This window comes from Thermoanaerobaculia bacterium (assembly GCA_035593605.1).
Taxonomy (GTDB): Bacteria; Acidobacteriota; Thermoanaerobaculia; order UBA2201; family DAOSWS01; genus DAOSWS01.
This window is the reverse complement of record DAOSWS010000003.1, coordinates 153023-167649: the sequence shown is the minus strand read 5'-3', so window position 1 is coordinate 167649 and position 14627 is coordinate 153023. Positions and strand designations below refer to the sequence as shown.

General features: G+C 51.2%; 14 protein-coding genes. 2 read left to right on the top strand and 12 right to left on the bottom strand.

All coding sequences use genetic code 11. The features are described from left to right. Positions 1-294: 294 nt before the first annotated feature. Positions 295-1134: a class I SAM-dependent methyltransferase gene (locus tag PLD04_02700; protein HXK67229.1), complete on the top strand. Its 840-nt coding sequence runs from the start codon at positions 295-297 to the stop codon at positions 1132-1134. Between the two features lie 94 nt (positions 1135-1228). Here PLD04_02700 and PLD04_02695 read toward each other — a convergent pair whose 3' ends face one another. From PLD04_02695 to PLD04_02675, 5 genes are read right to left on the bottom strand one after another with little or no spacing between them, the layout of a single operon-like run. Beyond that, positions 1229-2647 (bottom strand): sugar transferase, encoded by a 1419-nt coding sequence (locus PLD04_02695; protein HXK67228.1) that lies wholly within the window; start codon positions 2645-2647, stop codon positions 1229-1231. A gap of 9 nt (positions 2648-2656) precedes the next feature. Beyond that, positions 2657-3751: a DUF1972 domain-containing protein gene (locus tag PLD04_02690; GenBank protein ID HXK67227.1), complete on the bottom strand. Its 1095-nt coding sequence runs from the start codon at positions 3749-3751 to the stop codon at positions 2657-2659. Then, positions 3733-4704 (bottom strand): glycosyltransferase family 2 protein, encoded by a 972-nt coding sequence (locus PLD04_02685; protein ID HXK67226.1) that lies wholly within the window; start codon positions 4702-4704, stop codon positions 3733-3735. Before PLD04_02685 ends, PLD04_02690 begins: the two co-directional genes overlap by 19 nt. Continuing rightward, a complete protein-coding gene (locus PLD04_02680; protein ID HXK67225.1) occupies positions 4698-5516 on the bottom strand; it encodes a glycosyltransferase in 819 nt (272 codons plus the stop codon). The genes PLD04_02685 and PLD04_02680 overlap by 7 nt, the downstream gene beginning before the upstream one ends. Next, the gene (locus tag PLD04_02675; GenBank protein HXK67224.1) at positions 5509-6324 is read right to left on the bottom strand and encodes a glycosyltransferase; all 816 of its coding nucleotides are present in this window, start codon (positions 6322-6324) and stop codon (positions 5509-5511) included. The genes PLD04_02680 and PLD04_02675 overlap by 8 nt, the downstream gene beginning before the upstream one ends. A 23-nt stretch (positions 6325-6347) precedes the next feature. Here PLD04_02675 and PLD04_02670 point away from each other — a divergent pair, with 23 nt between their 5' ends. Next, positions 6348-8636 (top strand): hypothetical protein, encoded by a 2289-nt coding sequence (locus PLD04_02670; GenBank protein ID HXK67223.1) that lies wholly within the window; start codon positions 6348-6350, stop codon positions 8634-8636. Positions 8637-8669: 33 nt separating this feature from the next. Here the strand turns inward: PLD04_02670 and PLD04_02665 are convergent, their stop codons facing one another. The 7 genes from PLD04_02665 to PLD04_02635 all read right to left on the bottom strand — a co-directional run bounded on the left by PLD04_02665 (position 8670) and on the right by PLD04_02635 (position 14595). Continuing rightward, the gene (locus tag PLD04_02665; protein ID HXK67222.1) at positions 8670-9608 is read right to left on the bottom strand and encodes a YitT family protein; all 939 of its coding nucleotides are present in this window, start codon (positions 9606-9608) and stop codon (positions 8670-8672) included. A 95-nt stretch (positions 9609-9703) separates the two neighbouring features. Next, positions 9704-10831 carry a sodium ion-translocating decarboxylase subunit beta gene (locus tag PLD04_02660; protein HXK67221.1) on the bottom strand — a complete coding sequence of 376 codons (1128 nt, stop codon included), beginning with the start codon at positions 10829-10831 and terminating at the stop codon, positions 9704-9706. Between the two features lie 3 nt (positions 10832-10834). Beyond that, entirely contained in the window at positions 10835-11233 is a 399-nt protein-coding gene (locus PLD04_02655) for an acetyl-CoA carboxylase biotin carboxyl carrier protein subunit (protein ID HXK67220.1), read from the bottom strand. 22 nt (positions 11234-11255) lie between these two features. Continuing rightward, on the bottom strand, positions 11256-11591 hold the full coding sequence (locus PLD04_02650; protein HXK67219.1) for an OadG family protein: 336 nt from the start codon (positions 11589-11591) through the stop codon (positions 11256-11258). 3 nt (positions 11592-11594) lie between these two features. Beyond that, positions 11595-13154, bottom strand: a complete 1560-nt coding sequence (locus PLD04_02645) for a carboxyl transferase domain-containing protein (GenBank protein HXK67218.1) — start codon at positions 13152-13154, stop codon at positions 11595-11597. Between the two features lie 110 nt (positions 13155-13264). Further along, entirely contained in the window at positions 13265-13720 is a 456-nt protein-coding gene (locus PLD04_02640; protein HXK67217.1) for a nuclear transport factor 2 family protein, read from the bottom strand. 338 nt (positions 13721-14058) lie between these two features. Continuing rightward, the gene (locus PLD04_02635; GenBank protein ID HXK67216.1) at positions 14059-14595 is read right to left on the bottom strand and encodes a nitroreductase family protein; all 537 of its coding nucleotides are present in this window, start codon (positions 14593-14595) and stop codon (positions 14059-14061) included. Positions 14596-14627: the final 32 nt, after the last annotated feature.

Sequence of the window (14627 nt, the reverse complement as noted above, 5' to 3'; positions counted from 1 at the left end):
GACGGGCGTAGTCTTCATCAACACGACAAAGCTGAAGTGCGTGGTGCCGGCGGGATCTGGAACGGTGGACGTCATCGTCACGAACCCCAACGGCCAGTACGGCACGCTCCCGGGAGGGTTTAGCTATCCGTAAGGGATAAACACGGCGTGACGGGGAGGAAATCTTCAGGCAAGGGCTATGAGTGCGCCTGAGGAGAATTCTTAATGTTTTTTGCCCGGCGATGCGAGAATTGATAAAATGATGATCATTACTAAAATTTTGTTGTTCTTGAAAGTTCAGGTCAGGAATCAATCATGAATCATACCCCAGGAAGTGCGGATCCGGCACGTTTACGTAATAATTATGAAATCGAACGTGAACTTGCGGGCCGGTTGTGGAAGGCGACAGGCGAACAACGTAAAACACTCTATGGTGAAGTATATAAAGAACTCTTTCAGAAAGTGGAATTACCCGGTTACGTGGAAGCACAGCGCGAACAGGTGGGATTACAGATACAGCTGTTACAGCCGTTCCTCAACAATACGACCCGTTTCTTAGAAATTGGCGCAGGATCATGTTATCTCAGCCTGGCGCTGGCTGATCGGCTTACCAAAGTATGGGCTGTAGACGCGGTTCCTCCTGTCCTGTCTGAGGATATGGTGCCTCATAATTTTCGTTTTGTACAATCGGAGCAACTTCATAAGGAAGTAGCGACAGCTTCTGTAGATCTTATCTTCAGTTGCCATTTTGTGGAGCATCTTCACCCTGACGATCTTCCGGGTCATCTATCTGATGTCTTTGAATTGCTGATACCCGGCGGACAATACATCATGGTGACGCCCAACAGGATTTATGGTCCACATGATTCCTCCCGTGGTTTCAGTGAACGTGCGTCAGGGTTGCATCTCCAGGAATATACCCATGGCACCTTTGCGGTTGCTCTACGGAGGACAGGATTCACGAAAATTCGAGCCATCGCAGAACTTGGGAAAGCTTCCTCTTCGTTCAGACTCAGGTGGGTTGCCATGGTTGAAAGGATTGTCGATTCCATACCGGCTTCTTGTCGCAGGGTCTTACTGGCCAGAGTCCCCCGGAAAGCTCCATTCCGACCCCTGGAACAGGTGAAGCTGGTCGCAGAGAAGCCCCGGGATTGATCTGCCTGATTCTTGATCTATATTTTATATTGCCCTTGATAAAGTGAAGTGGGTGGGATGATCTCTGTGCTCGCACGCCAGTAAGGAAATCAGGTTACCTTGCACCTCGACCCAGAAGGACGGCCGGGATCGTTTTGAGCATGATTACGGCATCCAGCCAGAGGGACCAGTTGTCGATATAGGCCAGATCAAGCTCCATCCACTTCTGGAAATCAAGCTTGTTTCTTCCGGATACCTGCCAGAGGCAGGTGAGCCCCGGCTTCATAGAGAGTCTCCTTCTCTGCCATTTTTCATACTGCTCCACCTCTTCCGGAATGGGTGGGCGGGGACCGACGATACTCATGTCACCCTTGAGGATGTTCCATAGCTGGGGGAGCTCATCGAAAGAGAACTTTCTCAAAAAACGACCTACCTTTGTAATTCGGGGGTCGGATTTTGATTTGAAGACAGGTCCGTCCATCTCGTTCAGGTGGCGGACTTCTTCCAGACGTTGATCAGCATCGGCCTGCATGGTACGGAATTTATAGAGTTTGAAACGCCGGCCGTTCAATCCTACGCGGATCTGCCGGTATATGACGGGTCCGGGAGTTTCCCATTTTATGAAAAGAGCAAAGAGAGCAGCCAGCGGAAGGGATAGGATCGAAAATGTCAGGGATAAAACAAGGTCAATCAGACGCTTGATGAGAAGAGCAAAAAGATTGGATGGAGTGCGGCTCAATGAAAGCAGGGGGGTATGATCAATTTCTTCCAGGTGGATCGTTCCTCCCAGAACAGGGATTGTATGAAGGGCTATTCTTGTATTCACTCCGACATCCTGGCAGGTAAGCAGAGCATCACGGAGGTCTTCCAGTTTTCTTCGGTTTACAACGAATATGACATCGTCTACAACTTCACGGGTGAGGAGGTCAGAAAGATCTTCAAGTTTTCCCAGAGAGGGTTCGGCTGATGGATCGGTACCATCAGAAAGATAGCCCAGAAACCGGTAACCCCAGTGAGGATGGCTTTGAATAAGTTCTGCCAGCTTCACTGCATTGGGGCCGTCTCCCACGATAAGTAAATTTCGATAATTGAATCCTCGTTTTCTTACCCAGCGAGCAGCCATTCTGAGGAATAACCGCTCAACAAGAAGAAAGAGAGCATCCATGGTCATGAAGATTCCCAGCCATGGACGTGAAATAAAGTCAATTTTCAGGAAAAGGATATAACCCGAAAGCACCAGAGTGGAAAAAAAGATGACCTTCCCGATGTCCAGCATCTCCCGGATGAGAGTTGAAGTTCTGTGAGATTTGTAGAGTTCGAAATACCAGAGAAAAAAGCTCCAGATTACTATAACGGCAGGGATCAACTCCTTATAGCGAACCCATGGATGAAGCCCTGTGATGAAATGTTCAGGGAAGGTCAGGGGCAGGATCCTGTTGCGCAGGTGGTAAGCCAGCGCGAATGCAAGAATCGTGAGGCCGAGGTCAACGAGAAAGACGAAGGCCGTTATGAGACGCCACTGTCGTTTCAACATGGATCTGCCCTATTTTACCATCGCACGGAGCATGGTCTCATAGCCATCAACCACATGAGCCCACGTGTATCGGGATTCCATCCGCTCCCTGGCGAGCCTGCCCAGTTCATCACGCATGTGTGGATTCTTTTCAAGCTCATCCATGGATGCAGCCAGATTTTCCGGGGCCCGGACATCAAAATAGATTACCGATTCTCCTCCCACTTCGCGGTTTTCCGGAGTGTCATTGATCATAATGGGTCTGGATGCGCCCATGGCTTCCACGAGGGCGGGATGCGTTCCCCCCACTTCAAATCCGAGCACAACAGCTCCTGCATGGAAAAGGAGTTGCCTGTAAGATTCGCCATACCGGGCTCCGGGGAAGCGCGTATTCTGGGGTGCCATGTCTTTCAGTTTTTCTACGTAACCCGGTCTGTAGGGGTTGGATCCGAGCATGACGAGAGGCCATTGCCCCCCGGAAAGCAATCGTGCGCGGAGAATGGCTTCCGGATGGTTCTCGGGTTCAAAACGTGCCACATAGAGAAAGTATTGACCCGGTGAAACATCTATTTCCTCGAGCATCCCGGTCCCATCTGGTCTGCACAGATCACCTCCGTAAGTCAGTAACGTTGATGATTTTCCAAATCGTGACAGGTAATAGGTCTGAATGGTTTCGGCGTCCGTGATGGTCACATGGGGGATGATCGTGGCCAGATATTCTGAGAGCATGTAGGCCAGTTTGCCCAGAAGATTCCATTTTTTTCTTCGCCGTTCGATACCGTCCACATTCAGGGCGATTTTCGTCGGGCTGAGCCGAATCGGCAGCGTTATAAATGCGTTGATCGCGTTCAGGACGATAACGGCATCGTAGCGGGAAGCAAGAATGTGGGGGAGACATGCGGCGGTATGAACGATGGTCTCCAGGTATTTTGATCGAGGGGCCGGGAGAGTAATGAGACGAGTCCCGCGGTACGATGTAAGTCCTTCTGTATTGAACGCCTTCCGGCAATATACTGTCACATCATGCCCTCTCCCGGCAAGCTCGGGAGCAATATGTTCCACAAGTGTCTCAAACCCCCCATAGGTTCCGGGGATACCTCGAAATCCTATGAAGGCGATACGCATTTTCGTCCCCAGAACCAGGGAAGAATCGATCGGGTCGGTATCTTTCGTCTTGAAAGAAAAGCACGACGTTTTCTGTAAAGCCTGGACAAGTTTTTCACGACGTACGGATAGGCCTTCAGACTGCTCCGTTCCCGGAGGAGACAATACAAAATAATGCCCAGGTCCCTCGGAAGACTGAGGGGAAGGGTGAGGATAAAATGAGAGAGAGTCTGGTTGTTCAGCCTCAGCAGAAATCGGTTTTTTACGGAATGGTAATTGATCCAGGCAGGGAGATTTCGTCTCCGTTCCGGAAGTACCCGACGTCGATGCCATGCCCTTGCGGAAGGAAGATAGAGGCAGGAGTAACCGGCCCACTGAAGACGCCAGGCCAGATCTGCATCCTCTCTGTACATGAAAAAATCTTCGTCGAAGCCTCCGATTTCCATCAGTGCGGATGTTCGATAAATGGCACAGGCTCCCGTCGGGCCGAAAATAAAGTTTTCCTCTTCAAACTGTCCCTGATCCTCTTCTCCGCTGCCGCGGTCCAGGTGACGCAGGGACGGGGTGAAATGGATTCCCGTCGAGTCGAGAAATGGGGTCGGTGTGAGTTCCGGGCCCTCAGCACGAAGTAACTTTCCCTGAATGGATGCGATGGGCTTTGATTCATTCCGCTGAATTGCACGATAAACTTCCTTCAGAAAGTGGGCGTCGAGACGGATGTCCGGGTTCATCAGGAGAATCCAGGGAGTACGAACCGCGGGAAGTGCTCGATTGAAAGCTCCTCCAAATCCGAGATTTTCACACAATCCCATGGCTTCGACCCCTGAACCCAGGGCCACATCGACAGAATCGTCATCCGAGGCGCTGTCCACGACAATAACGCGTTCCGGCACAACCTTTTGCTTCGCAATGGAATCCAGGCAGATCTTCAAATCTTCCCGTGAGTTATGGGACACGACAATCACGGTCACCATGATCCGATTCCCCTGAGAGCCATTCCCATTCGCAGAAATAGCATGGAAAACAGTTTTGTAGAGGCGTTAAAGTGCTTTCTGGCAAATCGGGTGTAGTTCCTGGCGTAAATTTTCAGGAATTCTTGACGCCCGATTCGATCGGCACTTACTCCGAGGGTATGGGCGATGCTTACCCGGGGGTCACAGAGAAATCGATATCCCTTTTTCCAATATCGATAGGAAAAATCCACATCTTCAAACCAGGCAGGAAAAAATGCCTCATCCATTCCACTCAGGTCCTCATAGGCGGAACGTTCAACCAGGAGAGCGCATGCTGCGGGTTGCAGGACGGGGAAGGGTCTGTCCGGTGGGTGGTGGTCATAGTAATAGCGCGATGACCAGGGATTACCCGGCCAGACCGTGACCGGTCCGCAAAAGTCAACAAAGAAATTTAGAGGTGTGGGGAATCGCCGCAGCTGAAATCTCTGTCGTGGGTTTATCAGCGGGACTCCACCGCGGTATTTCCCTCCATGAAGGGAGATCAGAGGTTCCAGAGATTCAAGAAAGGTGATATCCGGATTACAGAAGAAGAGGAAATCTGCCTGGCTGGCCTTTGCCGCCAGGTTGCACGCCGCTGCAAACCCCAGGTTCCTTCCCGGGCTGATTACTCTGCATGGTTCCGGAATTGAAGGGAGAGATTCTCCCCCGGGAGAATTGTCCACAACGATCCACTCATAACGGGCAAAGGGTGAATGAGCCCGGGCAGATTCGACCAGGGCACGCAGGTGATCTGCTGTGTAGTAGTTAACGACGATCAGGGAAACTTCAGCCATGAGACCACCGGGGGAAGGCTGGAATGGAGGCGTACGCGGAAATCAAAAGATCCGGCCGAAGGATAAGTTTCTTCCATAGAATCAGATCTCCATGGAAAAGGTGCGGGAAATGCCGTAACAGAAATCCAAATCCGTAGTGCCGGCACAAAGTCCAATAGCGGTTTCGAAGCAGGAGGGCCCACCTTCGGCTGCCAAGGATGGGGGCAGAAGTGGAAGGTGCATGTGCCACTCGAATTTCAGGTATGGAGCGGACGCGATATCCATGAGTTGTGAATCGCAGGGTCGCATCGACATCCTCATAATAGGCAAAGTATCTTTCAGGAAAGAAACCGGCCCGCAGCAGAGCCTCCCGGCGCAAAAGCACAGCGGTGAAATTAAGGAACTCAACTTCGCCGGGGTCATCGGTTTCAACAGCCTGAAATCGCTTGTTCCAGCGGGAGCCTGCGCAGACAGGCTGTCCGTTTCCTGGATCACTGACGCCTGTCAGGGCAGCGAGAGTCCGTTCTCTATCCATGATTCCCGTTAATTGCTCCCCCCATCTTTCGGGAAGGAGAGCATCATCATTTATCAGTGCAACGTAGGGGGAAGAAGTGGATAAAATCCCAAGATTACAGGCGGCATCGTATCCAACATTTCTGGGAATCGATAAGACACGAACACCGGATTGAGAGGGGAGACGTCGACCATCCCAGCCGTTGGCAACAACGACGACCTCAGCAGGCGTTTGTGATTGCGACATCACATGATCCAGAGTAAATCCCACCTGCGTATGCCCGAGGGCGCAGGGGATGATATAGGCAACCTTCACGCCTCTATGCTACCATCTTTCAGATGGTTCTACTTCTGCCGATCCTTCTCCTCTTCCCGGGTTGGGCCCTTCTGCCTCAACAATATCCGCGACGGCTTCAAATTCCCTTTATTCTCTTTGCCAGCGTGGGAGTTACTTCCCTTCTGGGAATTCTGCTTCTTATTGCGGGATGCTTTTCCGTCGCTCTCATCGCTTCGATAGAACTTTTGGCCGGTTTCCTGATCTTGATCACCGTACGGAAAGTTTCCCCGGTCAGCTTTCGGGGAGCCGGAATCCCGGGCAACTTGTTTCTTCTTGCCCTGGTTATTTTTATTGTCACGCTGGGAGAACCCTTCGATGCGTCCGGAGACGCAGGAGTCTACTCCTTCTCCGCTCTTCATCTGGCCCAAACGGGCTCCTGGGATCTCTCGCTTACAGGCATGATTCCAGGTGATATTCCTTCCGACCTCCTCATCCGTAAAACACACTACGCCTATCCATGGGAGGAAATTGCCCCGGGCTGGGTTGTGCAGGGAAACAGGGTCATGCCTCAGTTTTTTCCTGTCTACCCTTTATGGGGAGCTATCTTTAGTACGGTTTTTGGACTATACGGAACACTCGCTGCCAATCTGCTTGGTTCCTTCCTGCTGATCCTGTCCATATACAATCTTGCACGTCTCTTTATGAGGGGAGTTTTCCCGTTTCTCACCCTGGTGGCTCTGTTAATAAACCCGGTGTTCGTTCTCTTTCTGGCATATCCGAGCGCCGAAGTATTTCTGGCGGGTCTGTTGAGCGGCTGGATCCTCTGGATGATCTTCTTTCTACGCAAACCCACCCTTTGTGGAACAATCCTTCCGGGTGTGCTACTCGGTCTCGCACTGGGAGTTAAATTTTTTGCATGGTCCTGCCTGGCCTCAATGGTTCTTTTTCTGCTCTTTGTTTCGGGCGATCATCGAAAGCGAGCCTGGCCGGTTGTCTTCCTTCCATTACCCTTTGTTTTTCTTGATACCTTTCTGGCGCGAGCTCATGTTCAGAACCACCTTGCCCAGGTTTTATCACTGGGCAGCTTTTCTATTTTGCTTGGGATTGCTTTCCTTTTGCTGATTTTACGGCTGATCTGGAACCGGTTGAAAGAGGTCGTTCCATGGATAGTCATCATCCTTCTCTCGATAGGTGCGATCTATCTGGCCCTGATACGGCCGATGCCGATCGAGGTGGGAGGGAGTAATAATATTGTGGAGCTGGCCAGACTTGCGGGGCGGACATGGTTCATCCTTGTATTCCTGGGACTGCTCTGGACGTTAGGGAGGTTTCGAAAAGCTTGGCAGCTTTTTGCTCCGTTTCTCTATGTACTGGTAACTCTGTATGTTATGTGGGGAAGTGGCGACAATCCTCTCTATCCATTTGCCGCCAGGAGATTCTTACCCCTGACGATTCCACTGAGTGTATTCTTCTTTACTTTTTTTCTTTCGAGATTTCGACGGATTGGCCCCGTCTTTCTGTCTGTGTGCTTTTTTCTTGCTCTCACGCCTCCCTGGTATGTTCAACATGAGGCCCTCCTGACCCGACAGGGTCAGGGCTATCTGAATATGCTGAACCAACTCTCCAATCTCCTTCCGGCAAGCTCTGTGACTCTTGCTACCGAGCAGTCCTGGCCATATGTCTCTCCCTTACAGTTAAGGGACTACCCGATCTTTTGCCTTGATCTTCACCACGGGGAAGCGATGATGAAAGCCCAGAAAGTTATGGCGATTCGGAAATCCTTGGGTTTTCTTCTTTCTTCTCCACTTGGGACGGGAATGGTGATTGAGGGTTCTATCGATCGGATTCCTCCCGCGAGGACACCGCCCCTTAAGAAAGGCCTGTCAACTCCGGTGAAACTGGAATACGCCGTTATTAGCGAAAACCAGGTTCAACCATCTTTGAGCCTGGATGTGGGATCCGATGATTTCCTCCGTGTTGCCGGATGCCACCTTCCGGAAAAAGATGGGGATCGTACTTTTCGATGGACAGAGAGTCAGAGCTCGTTTCTTCTAAAGCGTGGATCTTCTCTTACATTTCTTTGGAGTCCGGGAGGCAATCCGGAAAACCCGTTACCGGTTCGTGTCTGGTGTGAAGGTGTCCTGATTGGAGATTTCTTTGTAACTGGAAGCTGGCAGGAGAGTCCGCCCTGTCATCTTCCAAAGGGAAACGGCCCCGTGCTGGTCGAGGTAAAGACGCATTCTTTCCAGCCGGCGCTGCTGGATGGCGGGCTCGATTATCGGCCCCTGGGAATTATGGTGGACAGCATAACCGTCAATTCGGAAGAAGAACCAGAGACCGGCGATCGGTAAAAAGTTTATGCAAAAGTCGGCAGATAGAAGACGCTATCCGACCCTTCTTCGAAAACCCTCTCCCAGTACCTCGTGCACATCGTTGATAATTACAAAGGCGTATGGATCGATATCTTCGACGATTTCCTTTAACAAACCGATCTCTTTCCGGGTAACGATGGTAAAGAGGACCTCTCGGTCGATATTCCGGTAAATGCCGCGACCTTTCAGAGCCGTGGCGCCCCTGGAAAGTTCATCCATGATGGCTTCTGCGATTTCCTGGGATTTGTCGGAAATAATGACTGCGGCACGAGCATAATTAAACCCGTCCAGAATGACGTCGATCAGATAGGACGAGACGAAGAGAAGAAAAAAGGCAAAGAGGGTGAGTACCATTACCGGACGCTCTACGGCAATATCTTGGGTCGCCAGGATGACGCCCGCGAAGCTGATCACAAAGAAATCAACAAACATGATGACCTGACCAGGTTTCATTCCCCACCGCTTCTGGAATATTGCGGCGATGATATCGGATCCTCCCGTGGTTCCCTTGAAACGAAAGATCAATCCCAGTCCAAGTCCCAGCAGAACAGAACCAAGGAGAATCATGAAAAAGAAGTCGTGCTTCAAGAGATCCTGAACGGCCTGGGTCTTCTGAAGCGCCGGAGTATGAAAAAGTGGAAAGTCACCTCGAAAGATGTCGACCCACGCGGCGGAGAGTGAAAATCCGACAAAGGTTCGAACGCCAAAACGCTTTCCCAGTTCACGGATTCCCCACAGAAAGAGTGGAAGATTAAAGAGCCACATCAGAACTCCGACCGGAATCTGCCCCTGTGAAAGATAATGGACAGCCATGGACAGACCCGAGACGCCTCCGGGGACCACTCTGGCATCCACCAGAAAGACACCGATCCCCATTCCCATAAGAGCCGAGCCAAGAACGATACCCGAGTAATCTCGAATGTTCCTGTATATGGTTATTCGTTTTTTCATCCTGAACTCCTGAATATAGGTGATTGAATGAATTTACCCTGCGGGGGAAATTGACGAATCATGCCAAGGGATGCAGCGAACGAAATCCAGAATCTTCAGCTGAGAATGGCGATCAGGACACCGGCGGCCACGGCGGTTCCGATAACACCTGCCACGTTTGGACCCATGGCGTGCATGAGAAGGTAATTTTGTGGATTTTCCTTCTGCCCGACAGTGTGAGCGACCCTTGCAGCCATGGGAACGGCCGATACCCCCGCAGCTCCAATCAGGGGATTGATGGGGTTTTTCGTCAACAGGTTCATGAACTTTGCAATGAGGATACCCGCTGCTGTTGCGAAGGAAAAGGCGAGCACGCCGAGAATGAGAATCTTGATCGTACCCCAGCTCAGAAAATCGGTAGTCATGGTCATTCCCACGCTCAATCCAAGGAGTATGGTGATGATATTGATCATCTCGTTCTGAGCGGTCCTGGAAAGACGTTCTACGATTCCGGATTCCCTGAGCAGATTTCCAAACATCAAAAGACCAATGAGGGCAGAAGAAGCGGGGACAAGAAGAATGCAGAGGATAGTTACAGCAATTGGGAAGAGGATTTTTTCGATCCTGCTGACATTTCGAAGATTCACCATGACGATCCTTCGTTCCCGCTTTGTCGTTAATAATTTCATGATCGGGGGCTGAATCAGGGGAACCAGGGCCATATAAGAATATGCCGCAACAGCAATCGGCCCAAGGAGATGGGGTGCCAGTTTCGCAGATACAAAGATAGATGTGGGTCCGTCCGCACCTCCGATGATGCCGATGGAAGCCGCTTCAGTAGGGGTAAAGCCCATGGCAACTGCGCCCAGCAGAGTTGCGAAGATGCCAAATTGTGCTGCTGCTCCCAGAAGAAGCATGCGGGGGTTCGCAATCAGTGGGCCAAAATCGGTCATGGCTCCGATTCCAAGGAAGATGAGAGGAGGGAATATTTCAAGTTTAATGCCGTGGTAGATGTACCAGAAAAGGCCTCCAATTTCTTCTCCGTGGGGAGGGGCCATGAGGCCGTTGGCGGGGAGGTTGATCAGCAGGGCTCCAAACCCGATGGGAATCAGGAGGAGAGGTTCAAATTTCTTCGCAATCGCGAGGTAGATCAATAGACATGCGACACCGATCATGATGACATGATCAAGAGTGAGGTTTGAAAACCCCGTCGCTTCCAGGTACCGGATGAGGTGGTCAATCATGGACTATTGAAAGCTCATGACCTTCTGGCCGGCCTGAACGCTGTCTCCAATCTTGCAGAGGATTTGATCGATGGTCCCGGCGTGGGGAGCGTTGATGTACGTGTCCATTTTCATGGCATCCAGCACCATGAGTGGCTGATTTTCCCGTACCTCACTCCCCGTTTCCACGAGAATCTTTCTCACAGTCCCTACGATGGGAGCCAGGACATCCCCTGAAGATGAGGGAGGAACGGGGCGACGGTGGGGTGCCGGAGCAGGGGGGGGCGCAGATGGAGCAGGGGTGGGAGGGACCCAGCCCTGTGCAGCGGCCGGGGATCCAGGATAGTGAGTCTCATCATCCTCCAGGATCTCAACGGTAACCTCATAGACTTTATTATCAAGGGTAATCCTGAGACGTTTCACGATTTCCTCCTGTCCTTCACACTCACGGTTTTGTAGAAGCGGGATTATGGCTCCGCATAATGTCGAGTCGGCCCATCTGAGACCACGATTCCTGAACGCCGGCCGGTCTCATTCGAATGTGGTGGATGATGTGGGGCCTGTCGAGGGCTGTGGCAACGGCAGCCACCAGCACGGCATGTATATGCTCCGGGATCTCTTTTACGGCTTCGTCCGCCTTTTTTTTCACTTTGGTTGCTGCAAAAAGAGAGTCCATCTTTCCGATCAGCCAGACGGTAACAAGAATCAAAGAAAGGGAGGCCGCCACGACTCCCATTCCTATAACAAGAAGAGTAAGGGCATAGAAGATTGGGTGAGTCATTTCTTACAGTGGGATATTGCCATGTTTTTTGGGAGGTCGACTTTCCCTCTTGGCCTTTAAAGCGGTCAGGGCCATGATAATCAGCCGACGGGTCTCCGCAGGTTCAATAATGTTGTCCAGACAGCCCCTTCCGGCAGCGGCATAGGGGTTTGCAAACTCTCTTCTATACTCCTCGATCTTATCCTTCAGGCAGGTGTCCGGATCGCTCGAAGCTTCGATTTCATGGCGGAATACCACGGCTGCCGCTCCTTCCGCTCCCATAACGGCTATTTCCGCTGTCGGCCATGCGTAGACTCTATCGGCACCCAGATCTTTGCTGCACATGGCCAGATAGGCACCACCATAGGCCTTTCTCAGGATAATGGTGAGTTTGGGTATGGTTGCATGGGAGTAGCTGAAAAGAAGTTTGGCCCCGTGGCGAATAATTCCGCCGTATTCCTGATCCACACCGGGAAGAAAACCCGGAACGTCGACAAGGTTAATGATGGGAATGTTAAAGGCATTGCAAAATCGAATGAAACGGGCTCCCTTGTCGCTGGCGTTGATGTCCAGGACTCCCGCAAGATGCATGGGTTGATTGGCGATCAGGCCGACCGTGAGCCCTCCCATCCGGGCCAGTCCAATAATTAAATTCGGAGCAAACTCGCGCTGGATTTCCAGGAAGTCCCCCCGATCCACCAGGTGAGAGATGACGGTATGCATATCGTACGGGGCCCTGGGATCATCCGGTACGAGGTCATTCATGGCATCATCCGGTTCAACCACAAGGTCCTCGATCGGGATCGAGGGTGGGTCCTGGAGGTTATTGGAAGGCAGGAAGGAAAGAAGGCGTTTTGCGATCTGGATTGCATCCAGATCGTTCTCTGCGACAAAATGGATGTTTCCGCTTGTTGTGGCGTGAGTCATGGCTCCACCCAGCTCCTCCGGTGAAACGGTCTCTCCGGTAGCCGCCTTGATGACGCTGGGCCCGGCAATAAACATCTGACTGATTCCTTTGACCATGATAATAAAATCGGTCAGGGCGGGACTATATGCTGCACCGCCGGCACAGGGCCCTGCAATGATGGATATCTGTGGAACGACGCCGCTGAGCAGTGTGTTGGCATAGAAGATCTTTCCATACCCGCTCAGAGAGTCAACTCCCTCCTGGATTCTTGCTCCACCGCTGTCATTGAACCCAACGACGGGAGCGCCGCATTTAAGAGCATCCATCATGATGGTGACAATCTTCTGAGCGTGCATTTCGCCCACGGCTCCGCCGCTGCATGTGAAATCCTGACTGAAGGCATATACCAGGCGACCATTGACAAGGCCGCCGCCGGTGACCACGCCATCCGCAGGAATTTCAACCTTATCCATGCCGAACTGGTGGCATCGATGACGGATGAAAGTCTTATTCTCCACGAAACAATCCGGATCATAGAGGGATTGTAATCGCTCTCGTGCCGTCATTTTCCCGCGTGTATGCTGGGAGTCGATCTTCTTTTTGCCTCCCCCGGCTTCCACGATTGCGCGTTGTTCGCGGTACGACTGGAGCTTCGATGGAGTTTTAGGTTTACTCATGACGTGGTCCTGATCTTTATTGTGAATAATTTCTAAATATAAATCAATGGATTTTATACCATAAATACTGGATGTCAAGTTTGAACATGTGTAAAAAGTCACATATTACATTAATTATTTTGACGGGCCCGGATGGCGGCCGTCAGATGGCGGTCAATGGCATCGGGGTGAAGACTGACGCTGGATGCGGCCAGGTTCCATTTACCCGATGTTTTAACGTATATATCCATAATCCGGAGTTTGCTTTCAAAGGGGGCATGGTGAGAATCTTCCCCTGTAATGGCGGCAATGTAGGTGACGATGGCCGTGTCACCATGAAATGTAGTCTGTTCTTCAAGAATTTCATACGAAAGCCAGTGCTGATGCTCCAGGAAATTTCCGATTTCTTCGAGGTACTGGACCCGGTCCCGGACAACCGTCCTGGAGCGTACGGTAAATCCCTGCCAGTTCTCCATGTGTGTCTGGATCAGGGCTTCCTTGTCTTTGTCGGCAAAGGCCCTGAAAATCGAATCAATGTGGTCGAAGATTGCCCGCTTGTCGCTCTCGCTCTTTTTTTGATCGGTCATGAGTCCCCCTCCTTGTTTCAGTCCCTCAGTATATCGCGTCTACTGGCCATCCTGCAATAGGGATACGGACATTGTGCAGGCGAAAACTTATCGTGAAAACAAATGCAAGAAGGCGGAATGTAAATGTCCGCATGTACATATGAATAATAAGAAGCCTTGTATATTTAAGAAATAAAAGAAACAGAACCCCGGGTTGACAGGGTGTAAGGCCTGTGATACTCTTCACAAGATATTTGTCGGAATGAAAGGAAATTGGGGGCTGGTCCCGGGAAACCGGGACCTTGCTGTTTTTTATAATATCTGCCGCTTGTAAAGCGGCGTCTGCCCCTGGTTTTATACTAATCCGGAGCAAGTTGCCATAGTGATTTCCATTGGTTATGTCGAATCCTGTCCCCTTCATATCGATCAGGGTTTTCAGGCGAGGTGGCCGGGTATCCCAGGGCAACCAGGGAAAAGGGAATGATGGGTTCGGGAATCGAAAAAAGCTTACGCAGGGCTTCCTCCCGTTCTGTTCTGGGGTGGACACCGAGCCAGACAGAACCAAGACCGAGCGAATGTGCGCCCAATAAAATATTTTGTGTTGCCGCTGAACAGTCCTGGACCCAGTACCCGCTATGCTTTTGTCTTTCCGGATCGCCACAAACTAGAATTGCCGCGGAAGCCTCCTTCAACATGGCGGCATAGGGGTGAACCAATGGTATCTGGTCGAGAAGGGCACGATCGGTAATGACAAGATAGCACCAGGGTCTTTGATTCCCTGCGGAGGGTGCGTACATGGCACACTTCACGAGTAAGGTCAGAATCTTGTCGTCAATAACTTCTGGTTTAAAATGGCGAATGCTTCTTCGCGAGAAGATCCATTCAATAGATTGCATAGCTTCCGTCCTTTATGGAATGAATACGGGTA

What these genes read in the sequence shown, in the direction of transcription:
- PLD04_02660 (HXK67221.1), bottom strand. Translation starts at nt 10,831, where the DNA reads ATGATTGACCACCTCATCCGGTACCTGGAAGCGACGGGGTTTTCAAAC.
- PLD04_02645 (HXK67218.1), bottom strand. Translation starts at nt 13,154, where the DNA reads ATGAGTAAACCTAAAACTCCATCGAAGCTCCAGTCGTACCGCGAACAA.
- PLD04_02650 (HXK67219.1), bottom strand. Translation starts at nt 11,591, where the DNA reads ATGACTCACCCAATCTTCTATGCCCTTACTCTTCTTGTTATAGGAATG.
- PLD04_02690 (HXK67227.1), bottom strand. Translation starts at nt 3,751, where the DNA reads ATGCGTATCGCCTTCATAGGATTTCGAGGTATCCCCGGAACCTATGGG.
- PLD04_02635 (HXK67216.1), bottom strand. Translation starts at nt 14,595, where the DNA reads ATGCAATCTATTGAATGGATCTTCTCGCGAAGAAGCATTCGCCATTTT.
- PLD04_02665 (HXK67222.1), bottom strand. Translation starts at nt 9,608, where the DNA reads ATGAAAAAACGAATAACCATATACAGGAACATTCGAGATTACTCGGGT.
- PLD04_02680 (HXK67225.1), bottom strand. Translation starts at nt 5,516, where the DNA reads ATGGCTGAAGTTTCCCTGATCGTCGTTAACTACTACACAGCAGATCAC.
- PLD04_02640 (HXK67217.1), bottom strand. Translation starts at nt 13,720, where the DNA reads ATGACCGATCAAAAAAAGAGCGAGAGCGACAAGCGGGCAATCTTCGAC.
- PLD04_02695 (HXK67228.1), bottom strand. Translation starts at nt 2,647, where the DNA reads ATGTTGAAACGACAGTGGCGTCTCATAACGGCCTTCGTCTTTCTCGTT.
- PLD04_02670 (HXK67223.1), top strand. Translation starts at nt 6,348, where the DNA reads ATGGTTCTACTTCTGCCGATCCTTCTCCTCTTCCCGGGTTGGGCCCTT.
- PLD04_02700 (HXK67229.1), top strand. Translation starts at nt 295, where the DNA reads ATGAATCATACCCCAGGAAGTGCGGATCCGGCACGTTTACGTAATAAT.
- PLD04_02685 (HXK67226.1), bottom strand. Translation starts at nt 4,704, where the DNA reads ATGGTGACCGTGATTGTCGTGTCCCATAACTCACGGGAAGATTTGAAG.